Raw genomic sequence first — 16,742 nt, 5'->3', positions numbered from 1 at the left:
CATCGATTGGTACAGACCAATCTGTACCGCAGCTGTTCACCCGGAGTTCCGTCCGCCGGAACCCTTTGGTCTGGACCACCTCGGAAGGTAGGCGCATGCACATCGAACTGGCCGTTCTGGACATGGCGGGCACCACCGTCAAGGACGACGGGCTGGTCATCCGGGCGTTCGACGAGGCGGCGACCGCGGTCGGGTTGGCCGAGGACGGCGCTGACCGGGACGCCGCCCGGCGATACGTGCTCGACACCATGGGGCAGTCGAAGATCGATGTGTTCCGGGCACTGTTCGGCACCGAGGACCGCGCCGCTGAGGCCAATCGCGCATTCGAGCAGGCCTATGCCCAGTTCGTCGACGGCACAGTGAAACCGATAGACGGTGCGGCAGAAGCCATCTCGGCGTTGCGCCGCGGCGGTGTCAAGGTCGCGCTCACTACCGGCTTCAGCCCGTCGACCCAGCGACGCATCATCGAGGCACTCGGCTGGTCGGACGTCGCCGATCTCGTGCTGGCGCCCGGCAACGGTGTGCGGGGCCGACCCTATCCGGACCTCGTTCTCAGTGCGCTCATGCGGTCCGGTGTCGACGACGTCCGCAAGGTCGCCGTCGTCGGCGACACCGTCAGCGACATCCTCTCCGGTGTGCGCGCCGGGGCCGCGGTGGCCGCCGGCGTCCTCACCGGCGCCCACGACCGGACCGCGCTCGAGTCCGCCGACGCCACACACGTACTCGGCTCGATCGCCGAGCTCCCCGACATCGTGCTCGCCGAATGACCATCGCCAACTCTGAAAAGGACTGTCTGCCATGACCTTCCGTACCACTGCCACCGCGCGCCTGGCCGTCGTCGCCGCGAGTGGGGCGCTCGTACTCGCCGGCTGCTCCAGCTCCGGATCCGGGTCCGAGGAAACCAACGACAACGGTTTCCCGCGTACCATCACGCTGGCCGCGGTGCCGGCCGAGAACTCGGCCGACATGCGTGCCAGCTACGACCCGCTGATCAAGTTGCTGGAGAAGGAGACCGGCTCGACCGTCGAGTTCGTCCAGGCCTCCGACTACGCCGGCGTCGTCGAAGGCATGATCGCCGACAACGTCGACCTGGCCTTCTTCGGGCCGTTCGCCTACGTGGTCGCCGGCCTGAACGGAGCGAAGATCACCCCGCTGGGCGCGGTGATCGAGGAGGAGGGTGCCCAGCCCGGATACCAGTCCTACGGTCTGGCCCGGTCCGACAACGCCGCGATCAACGGCCTGCCCGACTTCGCCGGCAAGAAGGTCTGTTTCGTCGATCCGGGCTCGACATCGGGGTTCCTCTACCCGTCGGCCGGACTGATCGAGGCCGGGGTGATCAAGTCGGGCTCCGAGGCCGACATCTCGGCGGCCATGACGCCGATCTACGCCGGCGCACACGACGCCTCGGCGCTGTCGATCAAGAACGGTGACTGTGACGCCGGTTTCGCCTACGACAGCATGGTCGACGAGACGATGATCCAGAAGGGCGATCTGGCGCCGGGCGATCTGAAGACGGTGTGGAAATCCGAGATGATCGCCGGCTCGGTCTTCGCCGCCAACGATTCACTGGGTGCCGATGCCATCGGCAAGCTCGAGACCATCTTCACCGAGAAGGCCAACGCCAAGGTGATGGAGGCCGACGGCTTCTGCCAGGGCGACGCGTGTCTGATCACCGATGAGCGGGCCTGGGGCGTGGTACCGGTCGACGACTCCGCCTACGACGGCGTGCGCCGGGTGTGCGATGTCACCGGTTCCGAGAAGTGCAAGAGCTGATCGATGCCCGACCACACGGTGGCCGGTGACGATGTCGTGGTCGCCTGCCGCAACGTCACCAAGAGGTTCGGCGACACGCTGGCGCTCGATGACGTGTCCCTCGACGTTCACCGCAGCGAATTGCTGGTCCTGCTGGGACTTTCGGGCTCCGGAAAGTCGACGTTGCTGCGCTGCCTCAACGGCCTGCACCCGGTGAGCACCGGCCAGATCAACGTCGGTGGCGTCCGGGTGGACAGTGCGACGGCGGGGCAGCTGCGGACGCTGCGCCGCCGCGTCGGCTTCGTGTTCCAGCAGTTCAACCTCGTCGGCCGGCTCAGCTGTTTGGAGAACGTGCTGATCGGTGGACTCGGCCGGCTCACGGTGCCGCGTTACGGCGCACTGACCTACCCGAAAGCCATGCGAGAGGAAGCTTTCGGCCACCTCGAGCGCGTCGGCCTCGGTGACTTCGCGCTGCGGCGGGCCGACACGCTCTCCGGTGGGCAGCAGCAGCGGGTGGCGATCGCGCGCACGCTGATGCAGCGCCCGGCGTTGTTGCTCGCCGACGAACCCGTCGCCTCGTTGGACCCCGAGAACGCCGGCGTCGTGATGGATCTGCTGTTCCGGGTGTGCATCGAGGAGAAACTGACCGTGGTGTGCACGCTGCACCAGGTCGACCTCGCCCTCGGTTGGGCCCACCGGCTCATCGGTCTGCGCAACGGGCGCAAGGTCCTCGACCGCCCCGCGGTCGGCATCAACCGCGACGACGTGCTGAGCATCTATCAGCGCGTCGATCCCACCCTGACCGGCCCGGCCGGCCCGAACCGCCGACGGTGAACGCGTCGTCACGCACGCAGCTGCCCGACCGGCCGGCGGCCGGTCGCGGGCGGCCGGGCCCGCCCCGCCCGGGTCTGCTGCACCTGGTTTCGGTCGTCGCGCTGGTGGTGGTGCTGATCGCGGCCTGGTACATCGACTTCGCGCCCGCCGCGCTGCTCGACGGTGCCGACGAGGTGGCCCGGCTGGTGTCCCGGATGCTGCCGCCGCGTCTGGACGATCCGGGCCGCATCTCGATGCTGGCGTTCGAAACGCTGCTGATGGCGGTGCTCGGGACCGTGCTGGCCGCGATCGCCTCGGTGCCACTGGCGTTCCTGGCGGCCCGCAACACCACACCCCATCCCGCGGTGTACGCGCTGGCACGGGCCGTCATCACGTTCTGCCGGGCCATGCCCGATCTGCTGTTCGCGGTGCTGTTCGTGCGCGCGCTGGGCATCGGCGTGCTGCCCGGGATCCTGGCGCTGGCCCTGCACTCCATCGGCATGCTGGGCAAGCTCTTCGCCGATGCGATCGAGCAGACCGACCCCGGGCCGCGCGAAGCCGTTCGGAGCACGGGCGTCGGATACCTGCGCGAGATGCTCAACGCCGTGGTGCCGCAGATCGTCCCGGCATGGATCGGGATCTTCGTCTACCGGGTCGACATCAACCTGCGGATGTCGGTGGTGCTCGGCTTCGTCGGCGCGGGCGGCATCGGTTTCGCGCTGCAGGACGCGCTGCGTGGCCTCATCTACCCGCGGGCATTGGGCATCGTCCTGGTGATCCTGGCCGTCATCGCGGCCATGGAGTTGACGGCGATCGGTATCCGCCGCGTGTTGCTCACCCCCTCGGTGTCCGATCCGCGTCGCGACCGGACCGCGCGGTTCCTGTTCTCGGGTCTGCTCGTGGGATCCGTCCTCGCGGCGTTCGTGGTGCTGCGCATCGACCCGTTCACGTTGTTCACCTGGGTCGGTCCGTCGCTCGAGGTGTTCACCCGGATGGTCCCGCCCGACTTCGGTGCCCTCGGCCATGAGCTGTTCGATGCGGCCCTGCAGACCGTCGCGATCGGCGTGGTGTCGACCGCGATCGGCGTGGTGCTGTCGGTCCCGGTGGGCGTTCTGGCGGCCCGCAACGTCTCGCCGAATGCGACCTGTTACTGGCTGGCGCGCGGCTGGATCCTGCTGGTACGAGCGGTGCCCGAGCTGATCCTGGCCGTGGTGTTCGTGGCCGCGCTCGGTCTCGGTCCGATCGCGGGCACGTGTGCGCTGGCGATCGGATCGGTGGGCTTCCTGGCCAAACTCGTCGCCGATGCGGTCGAGGAGATCGACCCCGGACCGATGGAGGCGGTGCGGTCGGTGGGCGGCGGGTGGTGGGCGACGTTGTTCTCGGCGGTGCTCCCGCAGGCGATCCCCGCCATGGTGGGGTCGAGTCTGTACCTGTTCGACGTCAACGTGCGCACATCGACGGTGCTCGGCATCGTCGGAGCCGGCGGCATCGGCTACCTGCTGTTCGAATCGATCCGCACGTTGGATTTCCAGGTCGCCGGCGCGATCGTGCTGATCATCTTCGCCATCGTGTACGCCATCGAGAGGCTGTCCGGGTGGATCCGGTCACGTCTGGTGTGACTCGGGCGGCGGTGTGGACCGGGGACGGCGTCGACGTGCGGACGGTGGACCTGCCGCAACCGGGCGGCCCGGATGCACTGGTGCGGGTGCGGCTGGCCACGGTCTGCGCCAGCGACCGTCACACGGCCGCCGGCCACCGCGCGGCGCCGTGTCCGTCGGTGCTCGGCCATGAAGCGGTCGGCGAAGTCGTCTGGCCCGGGGCGCACCGAAGGCTCGCCGTGGGGGACCGGGTGGTGTGGTCGGTGACCTCGGCCTGCGGGCACTGCCGGCGATGCCAGGACGGCCGCACCGCCAAGTGCAACGTGGTGCGCAAGGTCGGGCACGAGCCCTTCGAAGGGGAGTGGCCGTTGTCGGGCGGCTACGCCGAGCACATCGTGCTCCCGGTCGGCGTGACGGTGGAGCGGGTCCCGGACGGCCTGATCGATGCCGTGGCGGCCCCGGCGGCGTGTGCGACGGCGACGGTCATGGCCTCCCTGGAGGCGGCGGGCGCGGTAGCGGGCCGCCGCGTACTGCTGTCCGGGGCGGGGATGTTGGGCGTGACCGCGGCCGCGGCGTTCTCCGAGGCCGGTGCGCAGGTCTGGATCACCGACATCGACCCGTTGCGGGTGCAGACCGCCGAGCGGTTCGGCGCGGTGGCCGATCCGGGCGGACCGATCGATGTGGCCGTCGACTTCACCGGGGCGACCGCCGCGGTGGGGGCCGCGCTGGGACGTCTCGACATCGGCGGGGTGCTGGTGCTGGCAGGGTCGGTGTCGCCCGGTCCGACGGTGCCGGTGGATCCCGAGACCGTGGTGCGACGGTGGCTGACCATCACCGGTGTGCACAACTACGAGCCGCGTCACCTGCGGCAGGGGGTGGCCTTCCTCAACCGAACCCGCGCCGTTCACCCCTGGCCGGACCTCGTGGCCGATCCCGTGCCGCTCGACGAGCTGGATGCGGTGTTGCGGGCGGTTCCCGGGGCGACGCTGCGCGCGGCGATCGCGCCCCGTTTGGCGTCGAGCGGGTCCCGAACGCACTGAGCCCGCCGATAGCGGAGAAACAACGGAGAAATGAGGTGGCCCCGCCCCTCCGGCTGCGCCGGCGGAGCGGGGCCGCTCCCCCCCAAGGCGAGGCGATTGTCCCTTACCCGCCTGCAGCCTTTTCGAACTGTGCAGCAAACTGTACATGAGAAGAAGCTGAGGAACAACTGATGGACGCAGAGGAATCTTCTTGTCCGTCAACGTGCGCAAAGACGAAATGACAGGCGGCTCTCGGGTGTTCGCTGGGTCGCCGACGGGGGTCCGACGCGCCAGTTCTGGCAAAGATCTTGATAGGCCGCCGATGCGGCGCGGCGGTCGACGGCCGTATCGCGTCGGCGCGCCTGGAGCTGCTGCGAGCTGCGGTATGGGGCGGCCGGACAGCCGCGACGGCCGTCGGCCGCGGCACCCGCTCGACCGGCGGTGGTGACCGGCTGTCGACCATGGCAACAGTTGACAGGTGTCTGGTCGATATCGGGCGAATTCGCGTCCGTCGTCTTCGCTGCGGGCCGCGCGCATCCGCGCCGGATCAACCTGAGAAGCGCAGCAAAAGCGGTCCGGCGCAGCCCGCGACACCTGGTCGCCGGGCCGCGCCGGATCGGAGAGGAAACCGAGCGGAGGTCAGTCCTTGATCTCGGCCAGCACGGTGCCCTGGGTGATGGCCGCGCCGGCCTCGACCGCCAGACCGGTGACGGTGCCGGCCTTGTGGGCGGTCACCGGGTTCTCCATCTTCATGGCCTCGAGGACGACGACCAGATCGCCGGCGGCCACCTGCTGGCCTTCCTCGACCGCGACCTTGACGACGGTGCCCTGCATCGGAGCGGTCACCGCGTCACCGGAGGCCGCCGCGCCACCCTGAGCGCCCCGTTTGCGCGGCTTCGGCTTCTTGCGCACCACTCCGGCCGGGGCGGCACCACCGCCGCCACCGAGCATCAGATCGCCCGGTAGCGACACCTCCAGTCGGCGGCCGCCGACCTCGACCACGACCGTCTGCCGCGGGATGGTGTCCTCTTCGTCGATGGGATCGCCACCGGTGAAGGGTTCGACGGTGTTGTCCCACTCGGTTTCGATCCACCGGGTGTGCACGGTGAAGCCGTTGTCGTCGCCGATGAAGGCGGGGTCGGACACCACGGCGCGATGGAACGGGATGACGGTGGCCAGCCCCTCGACGGTGAACTCGTCGAGGGCACGGCGTGAGCGCTCCAGCGCCTCTTCGCGCGTGGCGCCGGTGACGATGAGCTTGGCCAGCATCGAGTCGAACTGCCCGCCGATCACCGAACCGGTCTCCACGCCCGAATCCAGACGGATGCCGGGGCCCTGCGGCGCCTCGAACTTGGTCACCGGACCGGGCGCCGGCAGGAAGCCGCGACCGGCGTCCTCACCGTTGATGCGGAACTCGATGGAGTGGCCGCGCGGCGTCGGATCTTCGGTGATGTCCAGCGGTTCGCCGTTGGCGATCTTGAACTGCTGGCGCACCAGGTCGAGCCCCGAGGTCTCCTCGGTGACCGGATGCTCCACCTGCAGGCGGGTGTTCACCTCGAGGAACGAGATCAGGCCGTCCTGGCCCACCAGGTACTCGACGGTGCCCGCGCCGTAGTAGCCGGCCTCCTTGCAGATGCGCTTGGCCGACTCGTGGATCTCCTTGCGCTGCGCGTCGGTGAGAAAGGGTGCCGGGGCTTCTTCGACCAGCTTCTGGAAGCGGCGCTGCAGCGAGCAGTCACGGGTGCCTGCGACGACGACGTTGCCGTGCTGATCGGCGATCACCTGGGCCTCGACGTGGCGGGGCTTGTCCAGGTAACGCTCGACGAAGCACTCGCCACGGCCGAAGGCGGCGACGGCCTCACGGGTGGCCGAATCGAACAGCTCCGGGATCTCTTCGATGCTGCGGGCGACCTTCATACCGCGGCCACCACCGCCGAAGGCGGCCTTGATCGCGACCGGGACGCCGTACTCCGTGGCGAACGCGACGACCTCGTCGGCGTCCTTGACCGGGTCCGGGGTGCCGGGGACCAGCGGTGCCTGGGCGCGGGCGGCGATATGGCGTGCGGTCACCTTGTCGCCGAGATCGCGGATCGACTGGGGGCTGGGGCCGATCCAGATCAGACCCGCGTCGAGGACGGCCTGGGCGAAGTCGGCGTTCTCGGAAAGGAAGCCGTAGCCGGGGTGCACCGCGTTGGCGCCGGACTTGGCGGCGGCGTCGAGCAGTTTCTCAAACACCAGGTAGGACTCGGCCGAGGTCTGACCGCCGAGGGCGAACGCCTCGTCGGCGAGCCGGACATGCGGTGCATCGGCGTCGGGCTCGGCGTACACCGCCACGCTCTGCAGCCCGGCGTCCCTGGCCGCTCGGATGACTCTCACCGCGATCTCCCCGCGGTTGGCGACAAGCACCTTCGAGATCTTCGAGCTGGCGTGACTGGCCACTTCGCCTCCTGCTGATATGCCGTCTCGGGCATTCTCTTAAGAACGTCTTGAGAAACTTATCGGGGAGTTTAGGCGGCGCGTATCAGGGCCCGGCCAGCCGGTGTCGGTTACTGACGAGTAGGTTCGTTTACCCCTGCTCGAGGTGCCGCTTGATCCGCGTCAGCATCGCTGACATGCCGCGCAGACGCAGCGGGCTGATGAGCGCGGCGAGCCCGAGTTCGGTGTAGAAGTCGTCGGGCACGGCCAAGATGTCGGTCGCCGACTGCTCGTCCAGACCGGTCGCCAGGATGGCGGCGAACCCACGGGTGGTCGGGGCCTCCGCGGGTGCGCTGAAGTACAGCCGCACACGATCCCGGTCGCTGTCGTCGACACGCAGGAACAGCGGTGACTGGCATTCCGGCACCGGTTCCATCGCCGCCTCCTCGAGGTCGGCGGGCAGCTGGGGCAATTCGTCGGCGAATTCCAGGAGCAGCCGCAGCTTGTCCTGTCCCTCGACCTCCTGGAACTCCGAGACCACCTCGGCCAGGGCGCCCGGCATGCTCATCGGGTGGCGGGGGCTTCCCCCGGATCCGGGCCGACGGCGACCGGTACGCGGACCGCGTTACCCCATTCCGTCCAGGAGCCGTCGTAGTTGCGCACGCCGGGCAGACCGAGCAGATGGGTCAGGACGAACCAGGTGTGACTGGACCGCTCGCCGATACGGCAGTAGACGACGGTGTGATCGTCGGGGGACAGGAAGCCGTAGAGCTCCTCGAGTTCGGCGCGGGTACGGAACTGGCCGTTGTCGCGGGCGGCCGTACCCCACGGGATGGAGCGGGCGGTCGGGATGTGGCCACCGCGTAACGCCCCCTCCTCGGGGTAGTCGGGCATGTGGGTCCGCTCACCGGTGTATTCCGCCGGCGACCGGACGTCGATCAGCGGCTGGTTGCCGAGGATCTCCAGAACGTCCTCGCGGTAGGCGCGGATCGGCGCGTCGTCGCGCTCGACCACCGGATATCCGGAGGACTGTCTGGTCGGCACGTCCAGCGTGGTGTCGCGGCCGTCGGAGATCCACAGATCACGCCCGCCGTCGAGCAAGCGCACGTCGGGGTGGCCGAACAGGGTGAACACCCATAGCGCGTACGCGGCCCACCAGTTGCTCTTGTCGCCGTAGATCACCACGGTGTCGTCGCGGGCGATGCCCTTACGGTTCATCAGCTCGGCGAACTGCTCACCGTCGATGTAGTCGCGCACATTGGGGTCGTTGAGGTCGACGTGCCAGTCAATCTTCACCGCACCGGGAATGTGGCCGGTGTCGTAGAGCAGGACGTCCTCGTCGGATTCGACGATGGCCAGGCCCGGGCGGCCCAGGTTGCTGGCCAGCCAGTCGGAGGTCACCAGCCGTTCCGGGTGGGCGTAGTCCTGCAGTTTCGGGTTGGGATCTGGTGGCAGCGGCACAGTGCCGAGCCTACCGCCCGCACCACACGCTCAGGTGGGAGCCGGCGATGACCACAGGCGCGGCACCGCCACGCCGAGCCGTGCCAGCATCCGGCGGACCAGCGGCAGGCTCAGGCCGATGACGTTGGACGGGTCACCGTCGATACCGTCGATGAACCAGCCGCCGAGACCGTCGAGGGTGAACGCACCCGCCACACCGAGTGGCTCGCCGCTGTCCACATAGTCGGTCAGATCGTCGGCCGACGGCTCGCCGAAGCGCACCCGGGTGCCGGCCGCCTCGATCTCGCGTCCCACGGCGATCCCGTCGCGGACCCGGACGACCGCGTGGCCGGTGTAGAGCTCGCCGGTGCGGCCCGCCATCAGCTGCCATTGCGCCCGCACGGCGGCCGGGGTGCCCGGCTTGCCGCTCAGCCGGCCGTCGAACCAGAGCATGGAATCACAGCCGACGACCACGCAGTCAGCCCCGACATCGGCAGGCAGACGGTCGACCACGTCGGCGGCCTTGGCTGCTGCCAGCGCGGTCACCACCTCGTCCGGCGCCGCAGCGGCACCGAGCGCGGCGATGATCGCGTCCTCGTCGACGCCCGAGACGATGACGAGCGGGTCGACGCCCGCCTGGCGCAGCACCCGGAGCCGGCCCGACGACGCCGAGCCCAGAACCAGTCGCGTCATCTCCTCATATGGGTGCGCTCCAGCAGCGTCACCCGCTGCCAGCTCGAGACGTCGTAGCGCAGCTTGTCGACCGGATGCCCCCAGGGATTGAACTCCTGCGGTCCGGGTTCGCCGTGACCGCCGCCGGCGCCGGCCAGCACGGCCGCCAGCGCGGCGACCTCCTCGTCGCTCGGGGAGCCCTTGACGACATGGATGTGCGGATCGGGCGGCGCCGGCAGGTCGATGGTCAGCTGACGATGGTCACTGACCTCGGTGATGTCGGTGTCCTGCGACATGAGTCTCCTCGAGGCTCAGAGGGGGATGTTGCCGTGCTTCTTCGGCGGAGTCTGGGTGATCTTGCGCTCCAGCAGCCGCAGCGCGGTGCCGATGTAACCGCGGGTGTGCGACGGCGGGATCACCGCGTCGACATAGCCACGCTCGGCCGCGATATACGGGTTGACCAGCGTGTCCTCATACTCCTGCTGCAGTTGCAGACGAAGGGCGTCGACATCCTGGCCGTCCTTCGCGGCTTCCTTGAGCTGCTGGCGGTAGACGAAGCCGACGGCGCCGGAGGCGCCCATGACCGCGATCTGGGCCGACGGCCACGCCACGTTGACGTCGCAGCCCATGTCCTTGGAGCCCATCACGCAGTACGCGCCGCCGTAGGCCTTGCGGGTGATGACCGTGATCTTGGCGACGGTGGCCTCGCCGTACGCGTACAGCAGTTTGGCGCCGCGCCGGATGATGCCGTTGTACTCCTGCTCGGTGCCCGGCAGGAAGCCCGGCACGTCGACGAGCATGACGATCGGGATGTTGAAGCAATCGCAGGTGCGCACGAAGCGCGCCGCCTTCTCCGAGGCGTTGATGTCCAGGCAACCGGCGAACTGGGTCGGCTGGTTGGCGACGATGCCGACCGGGCGGCCGTCGATCCGGCCGAAGCCCACGATGATGTTCGTGGCGTAGCCCTGCTGGATCTCGAGGAACTCGTCGTCGTCGAGGATCCGGGTGATGACCTCGTGCATGTCGTACGGCTGATTCGGCGAATCCGGGATCAGCGTGTCCAGCTCGAGGTCCTCCTCGGTGAGGGTCTCCTCGATCGGGCCGGCGGGTGACGGCGACGGGTAGCGCGGCGGATCGGCGTAGTTGTTGGGCGGCAGATAGCTCAGCAGATCGCGCACGTAGTCGAATGCGTCCTGCTCACCGGAGGCCACATAGTGCGCCAGACCCGATTTGGCCATATGGGTGTGACCGCCGCCGAGCTCCTCCATCGTCACCTCTTCACCGGTGACCGTCTTGATGACATCCGGGCCGGTGATGAACATCTGGCTGGTCTGGTCGACCATGATGACGAAGTCGGTCAGCGCGGGGGAGTACACGTGTCCACCGGCGGCCGCGCCCATGATCAGCGAGATCTGCGGGATCACGCCGGAGGCCTTGATGTTGTTGTGGAAGATCCGGCTGTAGAGGCCGAGCGAGACGACGCCCTCCTGGATGCGCGCACCGGCGCCGTCGTTGATCCCGATCAGCGGCCGGCCGGTCTTGATGGCCAGCTCCTGCACCTTGACGATCTTCTCGCCGTAGACCTCGCCGAGGCTGCCGCCGAAGACGGTGGCGTCCTGGCTGAAGACGCACACCTCGCGGCCGTCGACGGTGCCGTAGCCGGTGACGACACCGTCACCGGGCGGCCGGTTGGCCTGCAGCCCGAAATTGGTGCTGCGGTGCCGGGCCAGGGCATCGAGTTCGACGAACGAATCCTCGTCCAGCAGGGCCAGGATGCGTTCGCGCGCGGTCAGTTTGCCCTTGGCGTGCACCTTTTCGACGGCCGCCTCACCGACCGGGTGCTTGGCCTCCTCGGTCCGCTTCTTCAGGTCGGCCAGCTTCCCGGCGGTGGTGTGGATGTCCACCTCGTGGGCTTCTGATGGCTCCGTGACGCTCGTCATGGCTGTCGATGCTATCGACTGCCACTCGGGGACAGGCGAACAGCCCTGGGACATCCGGCGCGTACCGACCGAGATCACCACCGCCGACATCTCTGCTCAGTACAGTGCCTCCGTGGGATATCCAGAGAACGTGCTGGCCAGAGGCGAGCAGGTGGTGCTGCACAAGCATCCGCACTGGGGGCGACTGACCGGTCCGATCCTCGTGCTGCTGCTGGCCAGTGCGGCCGCCGCGTTCGTGGCCGGTTACGTCAACACCCTCGACTGGGACACCGGCGCCCGCAACGTCGTGTTCCTCGTCGTCTCAGTGATCTGGCTGGTGCTGGTCGGTTGGCTGTGCGTGTGGCCGTTCCTGAACTGGTGGACCACCCACTTCGTGCTCACCGACCGGCGGGTGATGTACCGGCACGGTCTGGTGACCCGCTCGGGCATCGACATTCCGCTGGCCCGCATCAACAGCGTCGAGTTCCGGCACGGCCTGCTGGACCGGGTGCTGCGCACCGGAACGCTGATCATCGAGTCCGCAGCCCAGGATCCGCTGGAGTTCCACGACATTCCGCAGGTGGAACGCGTGCACTCACTGCTGTATCACGAAGTCTTCGACACCCTGGGTGCGGAGGAATCGCCGAGCTGAGCGCCGTCGCCGCGGCCTGGTCGGTGCAGCGGGGTGACCGTGCCCGTCCGGTGCTCATCGGTGTGCAGTTCGACGTGGTCCTCCATCGCCTCGGCGAAACCGCCGCTGGTGAGGGTGGACTCGAGCGCCTTGTCGGGATTGCGGGCGAACTCGTCGGGGAAGACCCAGCGCCGGAACGCCCAGAATCGGAACGCCATCTGCAGCAGGTTGCCGAAGACATAGGCCGAGATGAAGTCGGCGATGTTCTCCACCGTCAGCGACACCTCGGGCACGCGCAGGCCGAGGACATAGCTGGAGAACCACAGCGGGGCCATGCTCAGCAGCACACCTACACCGCTGAAGACGAAGAACAACAACGCTTCGTGGTGGCGTTCCCGGCCGCCGCGATCGCGGAAGCTCCACTCGCGATTGAGGATGTAGGACGCGATCACCGCGACGATCCCGGCGATGATCTTCGCCGTCACCGGCTTGGGCTCGAGAATCGTCAACTTCAGCGTGAAGAAAATCGCGGAATCGATGATGAACGTCGTCGCCCCGACGATGGCGAATTTGATCAATTCGTGGTGCTGCTCGGCGTACGGCCGGATCGGCCGCGGCAGCCTCTTGATCGTCGCATCGGCAAAGGACACAGAGAGGCAGTCTACGCAAGCGGCGGGGGCCGATGCCCCATCGCGGCGTCGGCGCAGGTCAGCGGGTTGCCGCCGGCATGACACCATAGGCGGCGTGTCGAGAACCCCACCAACGCCTCCCGTCGTCGCCATGGTCGGCGGCGGCCAGCTCGCCCGGATGACCCACCAGGCGGCGATCGCCCTCGGCCAGACGCTGCGGGTGCTGGCCACCGGCGCCGACGAACCCGCCGCCCGGGTCAGCCCCGACGTCGTGATCGGATCGCACACCGACATCGATGCGCTGCGGCGCGCAGCTTCTGGCGCGTCGGTCCTGACCTTCGATCACGAACATGTGCCGGGCGAGCTGCTCGAGACGCTGGTGGCCGAGGGTGTCAACGTCGCCCCGCCGCCGGAGGCGCTGCTGCACGCGCAGGACAAGCTGACGATGCGCAGGCGGCTGCAGGCCATGGGGGCGCCGGTGCCGCGGTACACCGAGATCGACTCGGCCGACGACGTGGTGGCGTTCTCCGATCTCGTCGGCGGGCCGGTGGTGGTCAAGACGGTGCGCGGCGGATACGACGGCCGCGGTGTGGTGATGGCCGCGGACCGCGACGAGGCGCGCGAGGTGGTCACCCGCTATCTGGACCAGGGCGTCGCCGTGATGGCCGAGGAGCGGGTGGCCATGCGGCGTGAGCTCGCCGCGCTGGTGGCCCGGTCGCCGTTCGGTCAGGGCGCGGCGTGGCCGGTGGTGGAGACGGTTCAACGCGACGGCATCTGCGTGGTGGTGGTGGCCCCGGCGCAGGACTTGGCCGACGGGCTCGGCGCCGCCGCACAGGAACTCGCGCTGCGCCTGGCCGACGAACTGGGCGTGGTGGGCCTGCTCGCGGTGGAGCTCTTCGAGACCGCCGACGGTGCCCTGATGGTCAACGAACTGGCGATGCGGCCGCACAACTCCGGGCACTGGAGCATGGACGGGTCGGTGACCGGTCAGTTCGAGCAGCATCTGCGTGCGGTCCTGGACTATCCGCTCGGAGACACCGCGCTGCTGGCGCCGGTCACCGTGATGGCCAATGTGCTGGGTGCTGCGCACACCCCGCAGATGTCGATGGACGAGCGGGTGCACCACCTGTTCGGGCGGATTCCGGACGCCAAGGTGCACCTCTACGGCAAGTCCGAACGGCCCGGCCGCAAGATCGGTCACGTCAACATCACCGGCGACGACCCGGCGGTGGTGCGGGAGCGGGCCGAGCGGGCGGCACACTGGTTGTCCCACGCGCAGTGGACCGACGGATGGGAAGGGCACTGATGAGCACGAGCACACCGCGGGTCGGCGTCATCATGGGCAGCGACAGCGACTGGTCGGTGATGAGCGACGCCGCCGAGGCGCTCGCCGAGTTCGAGGTGCCGTTCGAGGTCGGGGTCGTCTCGGCCCACCGCACGCCCGGGCGCATGCTCGACTACGCGCGTACCGCCGCCGACCGCGGTATCGAGGTGGTCATCGCCGGCGCCGGCGGCGCGGCGCACCTGCCCGGCATGGTGGCCTCGGCGACGCCGCTGCCGGTGATCGGGGTGCCGGTCCCACTGGCGCGCCTCGACGGCCTGGACTCGCTGTTGTCGATCGTCCAGATGCCGGCCGGGGTGCCGGTGGCCACGGTGTCGATCGGCGGCGCGCGTAACGCCGGTCTGCTGGCTGTCCGCATCCTCGGCGCGGCTGATCCGGCGTTGCGGGACAGGATGAGCCGGTACCAGGCCGACCTCGAGCAGATGGTCCTGGACAAGGACGCCGCGCTGCGGGACCGGTTACTGGGCGACGGCTGAGGACGGGTAAAGTTACCGACGAGTAGCTAGGAGGGCATCATGGCCGGCTGGGCAGGCAATCCGTCGTTCGACATCTTCACACTGCCGGAGGAACACCAGGAGCTGCGCTCCGCGATCCGGGCGCTCGCCGAGAAGGAGATCGCCCCGCACGCCGCGGACGTCGACGAGCAGTCGCGTTTCCCCGAGGAGGCCTTGCAGGCGCTGAACGCCTCCGGTTTCAACGCCGTGCACGTCCCTGAGGAGTTCGGTGGACAGGGCGCCGATTCGGTGGCTGCCTGCATCGTGATCGAAGAGGTCGCCCGGGTCGACGCGTCGGCGTCATTGATCCCGGCGGTCAACAAGCTCGGCACCATGGGCCTGATCCTGCGCGGATCCGACGACCTCAAGAAGAAGGTGCTGCCCGACCTGGTGGACGGCAAGCTGGCCTCCTATGCGCTGTCCGAGCGCGAGGCGGGCAGCGACGCGGCCTCGATGCGCACCCGCGCCAAGGCCGACGGCGACGACTGGATCCTCAACGGCACCAAGGCGTGGATCACCAACGGTGGCAAGTCCACCTGGTACACCGTGATGGCCGTGACCGATCCCGACAAGGGCGCCAACGGGATCTCGGCGTTCATGGTTCACCTCGACGACGAGGGTTTCAGTATCGGGCCCAAGGAGCGCAAACTCGGCATCAAGGGCTCGCCGACCACCGAACTCTATTTCGAGAACTGCCGGATCCCGGGAGACCGGATGATCGGCGACCCCGGTACAGGGTTCAAGACCGCGCTGGCCACTCTCGATCACACCCGCCCGACGATCGGTGCGCAGGCCGTCGGTATCGCCCAGGGCGCGGTCGACGCCGCGCTGGCATACACCAAGGAGCGCAAGCAGTTCGGCAAGTCCATCAGCGACTTCCAGGGTGTGCAGTTCATGCTCGCCGACATGGCGATGAAGGTCGAGGCGGCGCGGTTGATGGTGTACTCGGCCGCCGCCCGCGCCGAGCGTGGCGAGGGCGATCTGGGCTTCATCTCCGCGGCGTCGAAGTGCTTTGCCTCCGACGTGGCGATGGAGGTCACCACCGACGCGGTGCAGTTGTTCGGAGGAGCCGGCTACACCGTCGACTTCCCGGTCGAGCGGATGATGCGCGACGCCAAGATCACCCAGATCTACGAGGGCACCAACCAGATCCAGCGCATGGTGATGTCACGCGCCCTGCTGCGCGGATGAGCACCGCAGCTCTGCGCGGGGAACTCGACGGCGACGCACTGCGCCGCCGCACCGATGGCCCCGGGCCGTGGCGTCGGATCGACGTGGTCGACGAAACCGGTTCCACCAATGCAGATCTGATCGATCGTGCCCGTCGCGGACAGTCCGTCGACGGGGCGGTCCTGGTCGCCGATCTGCAGACCCGGGGTCGCGGCCGCCACGGCCGGACCTGGTCGGCGCCGGCACGCGCGCAGCTGTCGGTGTCGGTGGGGGTCGACGCCTCTGCGGTTCCGGTCGAAGGATGGGGCTGGCTACCGCTGCTCTGCGGCGTCGCCGTGGTCGACGTATTGCACGACCTCACCGGTATCGACGCAAAACTCAAGTGGCCCAACGATGTTCTCGTCGACGGCCGAAAGCTGGCCGGACTTCTGGCCGAGGTGGCGCCGTCGACGGCGACGGTGATCGTCGGCGTCGGACTCAACGTCACCCTCACCGAAGACGAACTGCCCGTCCCGACCGCGACGTCGCTGCTCCTGCTGGACTCCCCGGTGCTCGATCGCACCGTGCTGCTGTCGAGTCTGCTGCAGGCCTTGGCCACCAGGATCGGCGGATGGCAGGCCGGCCACGGGGCGGACGCGACCCTGGTCGCTGACTACCGGCGGTGCAGCGCCACCCTGGGGCAGCGAGTCCGTGTCGACCTCCCTGGCGGAGACGACATGATCGGCCGGGCAATCGATCTCGACGAGTGTGGTCGGCTGGTCGTCGACGTCGGCGATCGCTGTCTGCCGCTGGCCGCCGGCGACGTCACCCATCTGCGTCCCGTCGAGGACTGACTCGGTCCCTGCCGA

At 68.7% G+C, this 16,742-nt stretch carries 17 protein-coding genes; 10 read left to right on the top strand and 7 right to left on the bottom strand.

What is annotated here, in order from left to right; all coding sequences use genetic code 11:
- The first annotated feature begins 95 nt into the window (after positions 1-95).
- The 5 genes from ACN27E_RS11240 to ACN27E_RS11220 are packed head-to-tail and all read left to right on the top strand — an operon-like array spanning position 96 to position 5,203.
- Complete coding sequence (locus ACN27E_RS11240) at positions 96-767, top strand: phosphonatase-like hydrolase (protein ID WP_422749076.1); 672 nt, start codon at positions 96-98, stop codon at positions 765-767.
- Between the two features lie 31 nt (positions 768-798).
- Complete coding sequence (locus ACN27E_RS11235; protein WP_422749074.1) at positions 799-1,773, top strand: phosphate/phosphite/phosphonate ABC transporter substrate-binding protein; 975 nt, start codon at positions 799-801, stop codon at positions 1,771-1,773.
- Positions 1,774-1,776: 3 nt separating this feature from the next.
- Positions 1,777-2,586, top strand: a complete 810-nt coding sequence (phnC, locus tag ACN27E_RS11230; protein ID WP_422749073.1) for a phosphonate ABC transporter ATP-binding protein — start codon at positions 1,777-1,779, stop codon at positions 2,584-2,586.
- A gap of 20 nt (positions 2,587-2,606) precedes the next feature.
- Entirely contained in the window at positions 2,607-4,184 is a 1,578-nt protein-coding gene (gene phnE / locus ACN27E_RS11225) for a phosphonate ABC transporter, permease protein PhnE (RefSeq protein ID WP_422749811.1), read from the top strand.
- The gene (locus ACN27E_RS11220) at positions 4,160-5,203 is read left to right on the top strand and encodes an alcohol dehydrogenase catalytic domain-containing protein (protein WP_422749071.1); all 1,044 of its coding nucleotides are present in this window, start codon (positions 4,160-4,162) and stop codon (positions 5,201-5,203) included. Before phnE ends, ACN27E_RS11220 begins: the two co-directional genes overlap by 25 nt.
- Positions 5,204-5,821: 618 nt before the next feature.
- On the opposite strand, the gene ACN27E_RS11215 is transcribed toward ACN27E_RS11220, so the two are convergent.
- From ACN27E_RS11215 to ACN27E_RS11190, 6 genes are all read right to left on the bottom strand, one after another.
- Positions 5,822-7,621: a biotin carboxylase N-terminal domain-containing protein gene (locus ACN27E_RS11215; protein WP_422749069.1), complete on the bottom strand. Its 1,800-nt coding sequence runs from the start codon at positions 7,619-7,621 to the stop codon at positions 5,822-5,824.
- A gap of 127 nt (positions 7,622-7,748) precedes the next feature.
- Positions 7,749-8,165: a SufE family protein gene (locus ACN27E_RS11210; protein WP_422749068.1), complete on the bottom strand. Its 417-nt coding sequence runs from the start codon at positions 8,163-8,165 to the stop codon at positions 7,749-7,751.
- Positions 8,162-9,058, bottom strand: coding sequence for a sulfurtransferase (locus ACN27E_RS11205; protein ID WP_422749066.1), 897 nt, complete (start codon positions 9,056-9,058; stop codon positions 8,162-8,164). Before ACN27E_RS11205 ends, ACN27E_RS11210 begins: the two co-directional genes overlap by 4 nt.
- A 30-nt stretch (positions 9,059-9,088) precedes the next feature.
- On the bottom strand, positions 9,089-9,730 hold the full coding sequence (locus ACN27E_RS11200; protein WP_422749064.1) for a Maf family protein: 642 nt from the start codon (positions 9,728-9,730) through the stop codon (positions 9,089-9,091).
- The gene (locus ACN27E_RS11195; RefSeq protein WP_422749062.1) at positions 9,727-10,005 is read right to left on the bottom strand and encodes an acyl-CoA carboxylase epsilon subunit; all 279 of its coding nucleotides are present in this window, start codon (positions 10,003-10,005) and stop codon (positions 9,727-9,729) included. The genes ACN27E_RS11200 and ACN27E_RS11195 overlap by 4 nt, the downstream gene beginning before the upstream one ends.
- A gap of 15 nt (positions 10,006-10,020) precedes the next feature.
- Positions 10,021-11,649: an acyl-CoA carboxylase subunit beta gene (locus tag ACN27E_RS11190; RefSeq protein ID WP_422749060.1), complete on the bottom strand. Its 1,629-nt coding sequence runs from the start codon at positions 11,647-11,649 to the stop codon at positions 10,021-10,023.
- Positions 11,650-11,761: 112 nt separating this feature from the next.
- Here ACN27E_RS11190 and ACN27E_RS11185 point away from each other — a divergent pair, with 112 nt between their 5' ends.
- A complete protein-coding gene (locus tag ACN27E_RS11185; protein ID WP_422749058.1) occupies positions 11,762-12,280 on the top strand; it encodes a PH domain-containing protein in 519 nt (172 codons plus the stop codon).
- Here ACN27E_RS11185 and ACN27E_RS11180 read toward each other — a convergent pair.
- The gene (locus ACN27E_RS11180; RefSeq protein ID WP_422749056.1) at positions 12,235-12,909 is read right to left on the bottom strand and encodes a GtrA family protein; all 675 of its coding nucleotides are present in this window, start codon (positions 12,907-12,909) and stop codon (positions 12,235-12,237) included. The two genes, ACN27E_RS11185 and ACN27E_RS11180, sit on opposite strands and share 46 nt — an antisense overlap.
- 130 nt (positions 12,910-13,039) lie before the next feature.
- On the opposite strand from ACN27E_RS11180, the gene ACN27E_RS11175 reads away from it, so the two are divergent.
- From ACN27E_RS11175 to ACN27E_RS11160, 4 genes are read left to right on the top strand one after another with little or no spacing between them, the layout of a single operon-like run.
- Positions 13,040-14,194: a 5-(carboxyamino)imidazole ribonucleotide synthase gene (locus tag ACN27E_RS11175; RefSeq protein WP_422749810.1), complete on the top strand. Its 1,155-nt coding sequence runs from the start codon at positions 13,040-13,042 to the stop codon at positions 14,192-14,194.
- Complete coding sequence (purE, locus tag ACN27E_RS11170; protein ID WP_422749055.1) at positions 14,194-14,706, top strand: 5-(carboxyamino)imidazole ribonucleotide mutase; 513 nt, start codon at positions 14,194-14,196, stop codon at positions 14,704-14,706. Before ACN27E_RS11175 ends, purE begins: the two co-directional genes overlap by 1 nt.
- A gap of 39 nt (positions 14,707-14,745) precedes the next feature.
- Positions 14,746-15,915: an acyl-CoA dehydrogenase gene (locus ACN27E_RS11165; RefSeq protein WP_422749053.1), complete on the top strand. Its 1,170-nt coding sequence runs from the start codon at positions 14,746-14,748 to the stop codon at positions 15,913-15,915.
- Positions 15,912-16,727 (top strand): biotin--[acetyl-CoA-carboxylase] ligase, encoded by an 816-nt coding sequence (locus ACN27E_RS11160; RefSeq protein WP_422749051.1) that lies wholly within the window; start codon positions 15,912-15,914, stop codon positions 16,725-16,727. Before ACN27E_RS11165 ends, ACN27E_RS11160 begins: the two co-directional genes overlap by 4 nt.
- Positions 16,728-16,742 lie beyond the last annotated feature (15 nt).

Origin of the sequence: Mycobacterium sp. WMMD1722, from assembly GCF_049315205.1 — a bacterium.
Classification (GTDB): domain Bacteria; phylum Actinomycetota; class Actinomycetes; order Mycobacteriales; family Mycobacteriaceae; genus Mycobacterium.
The sequence above is the reverse complement of the archived record's forward strand: the minus strand, read 5'-3'. Positions and strand labels throughout refer to the sequence as shown.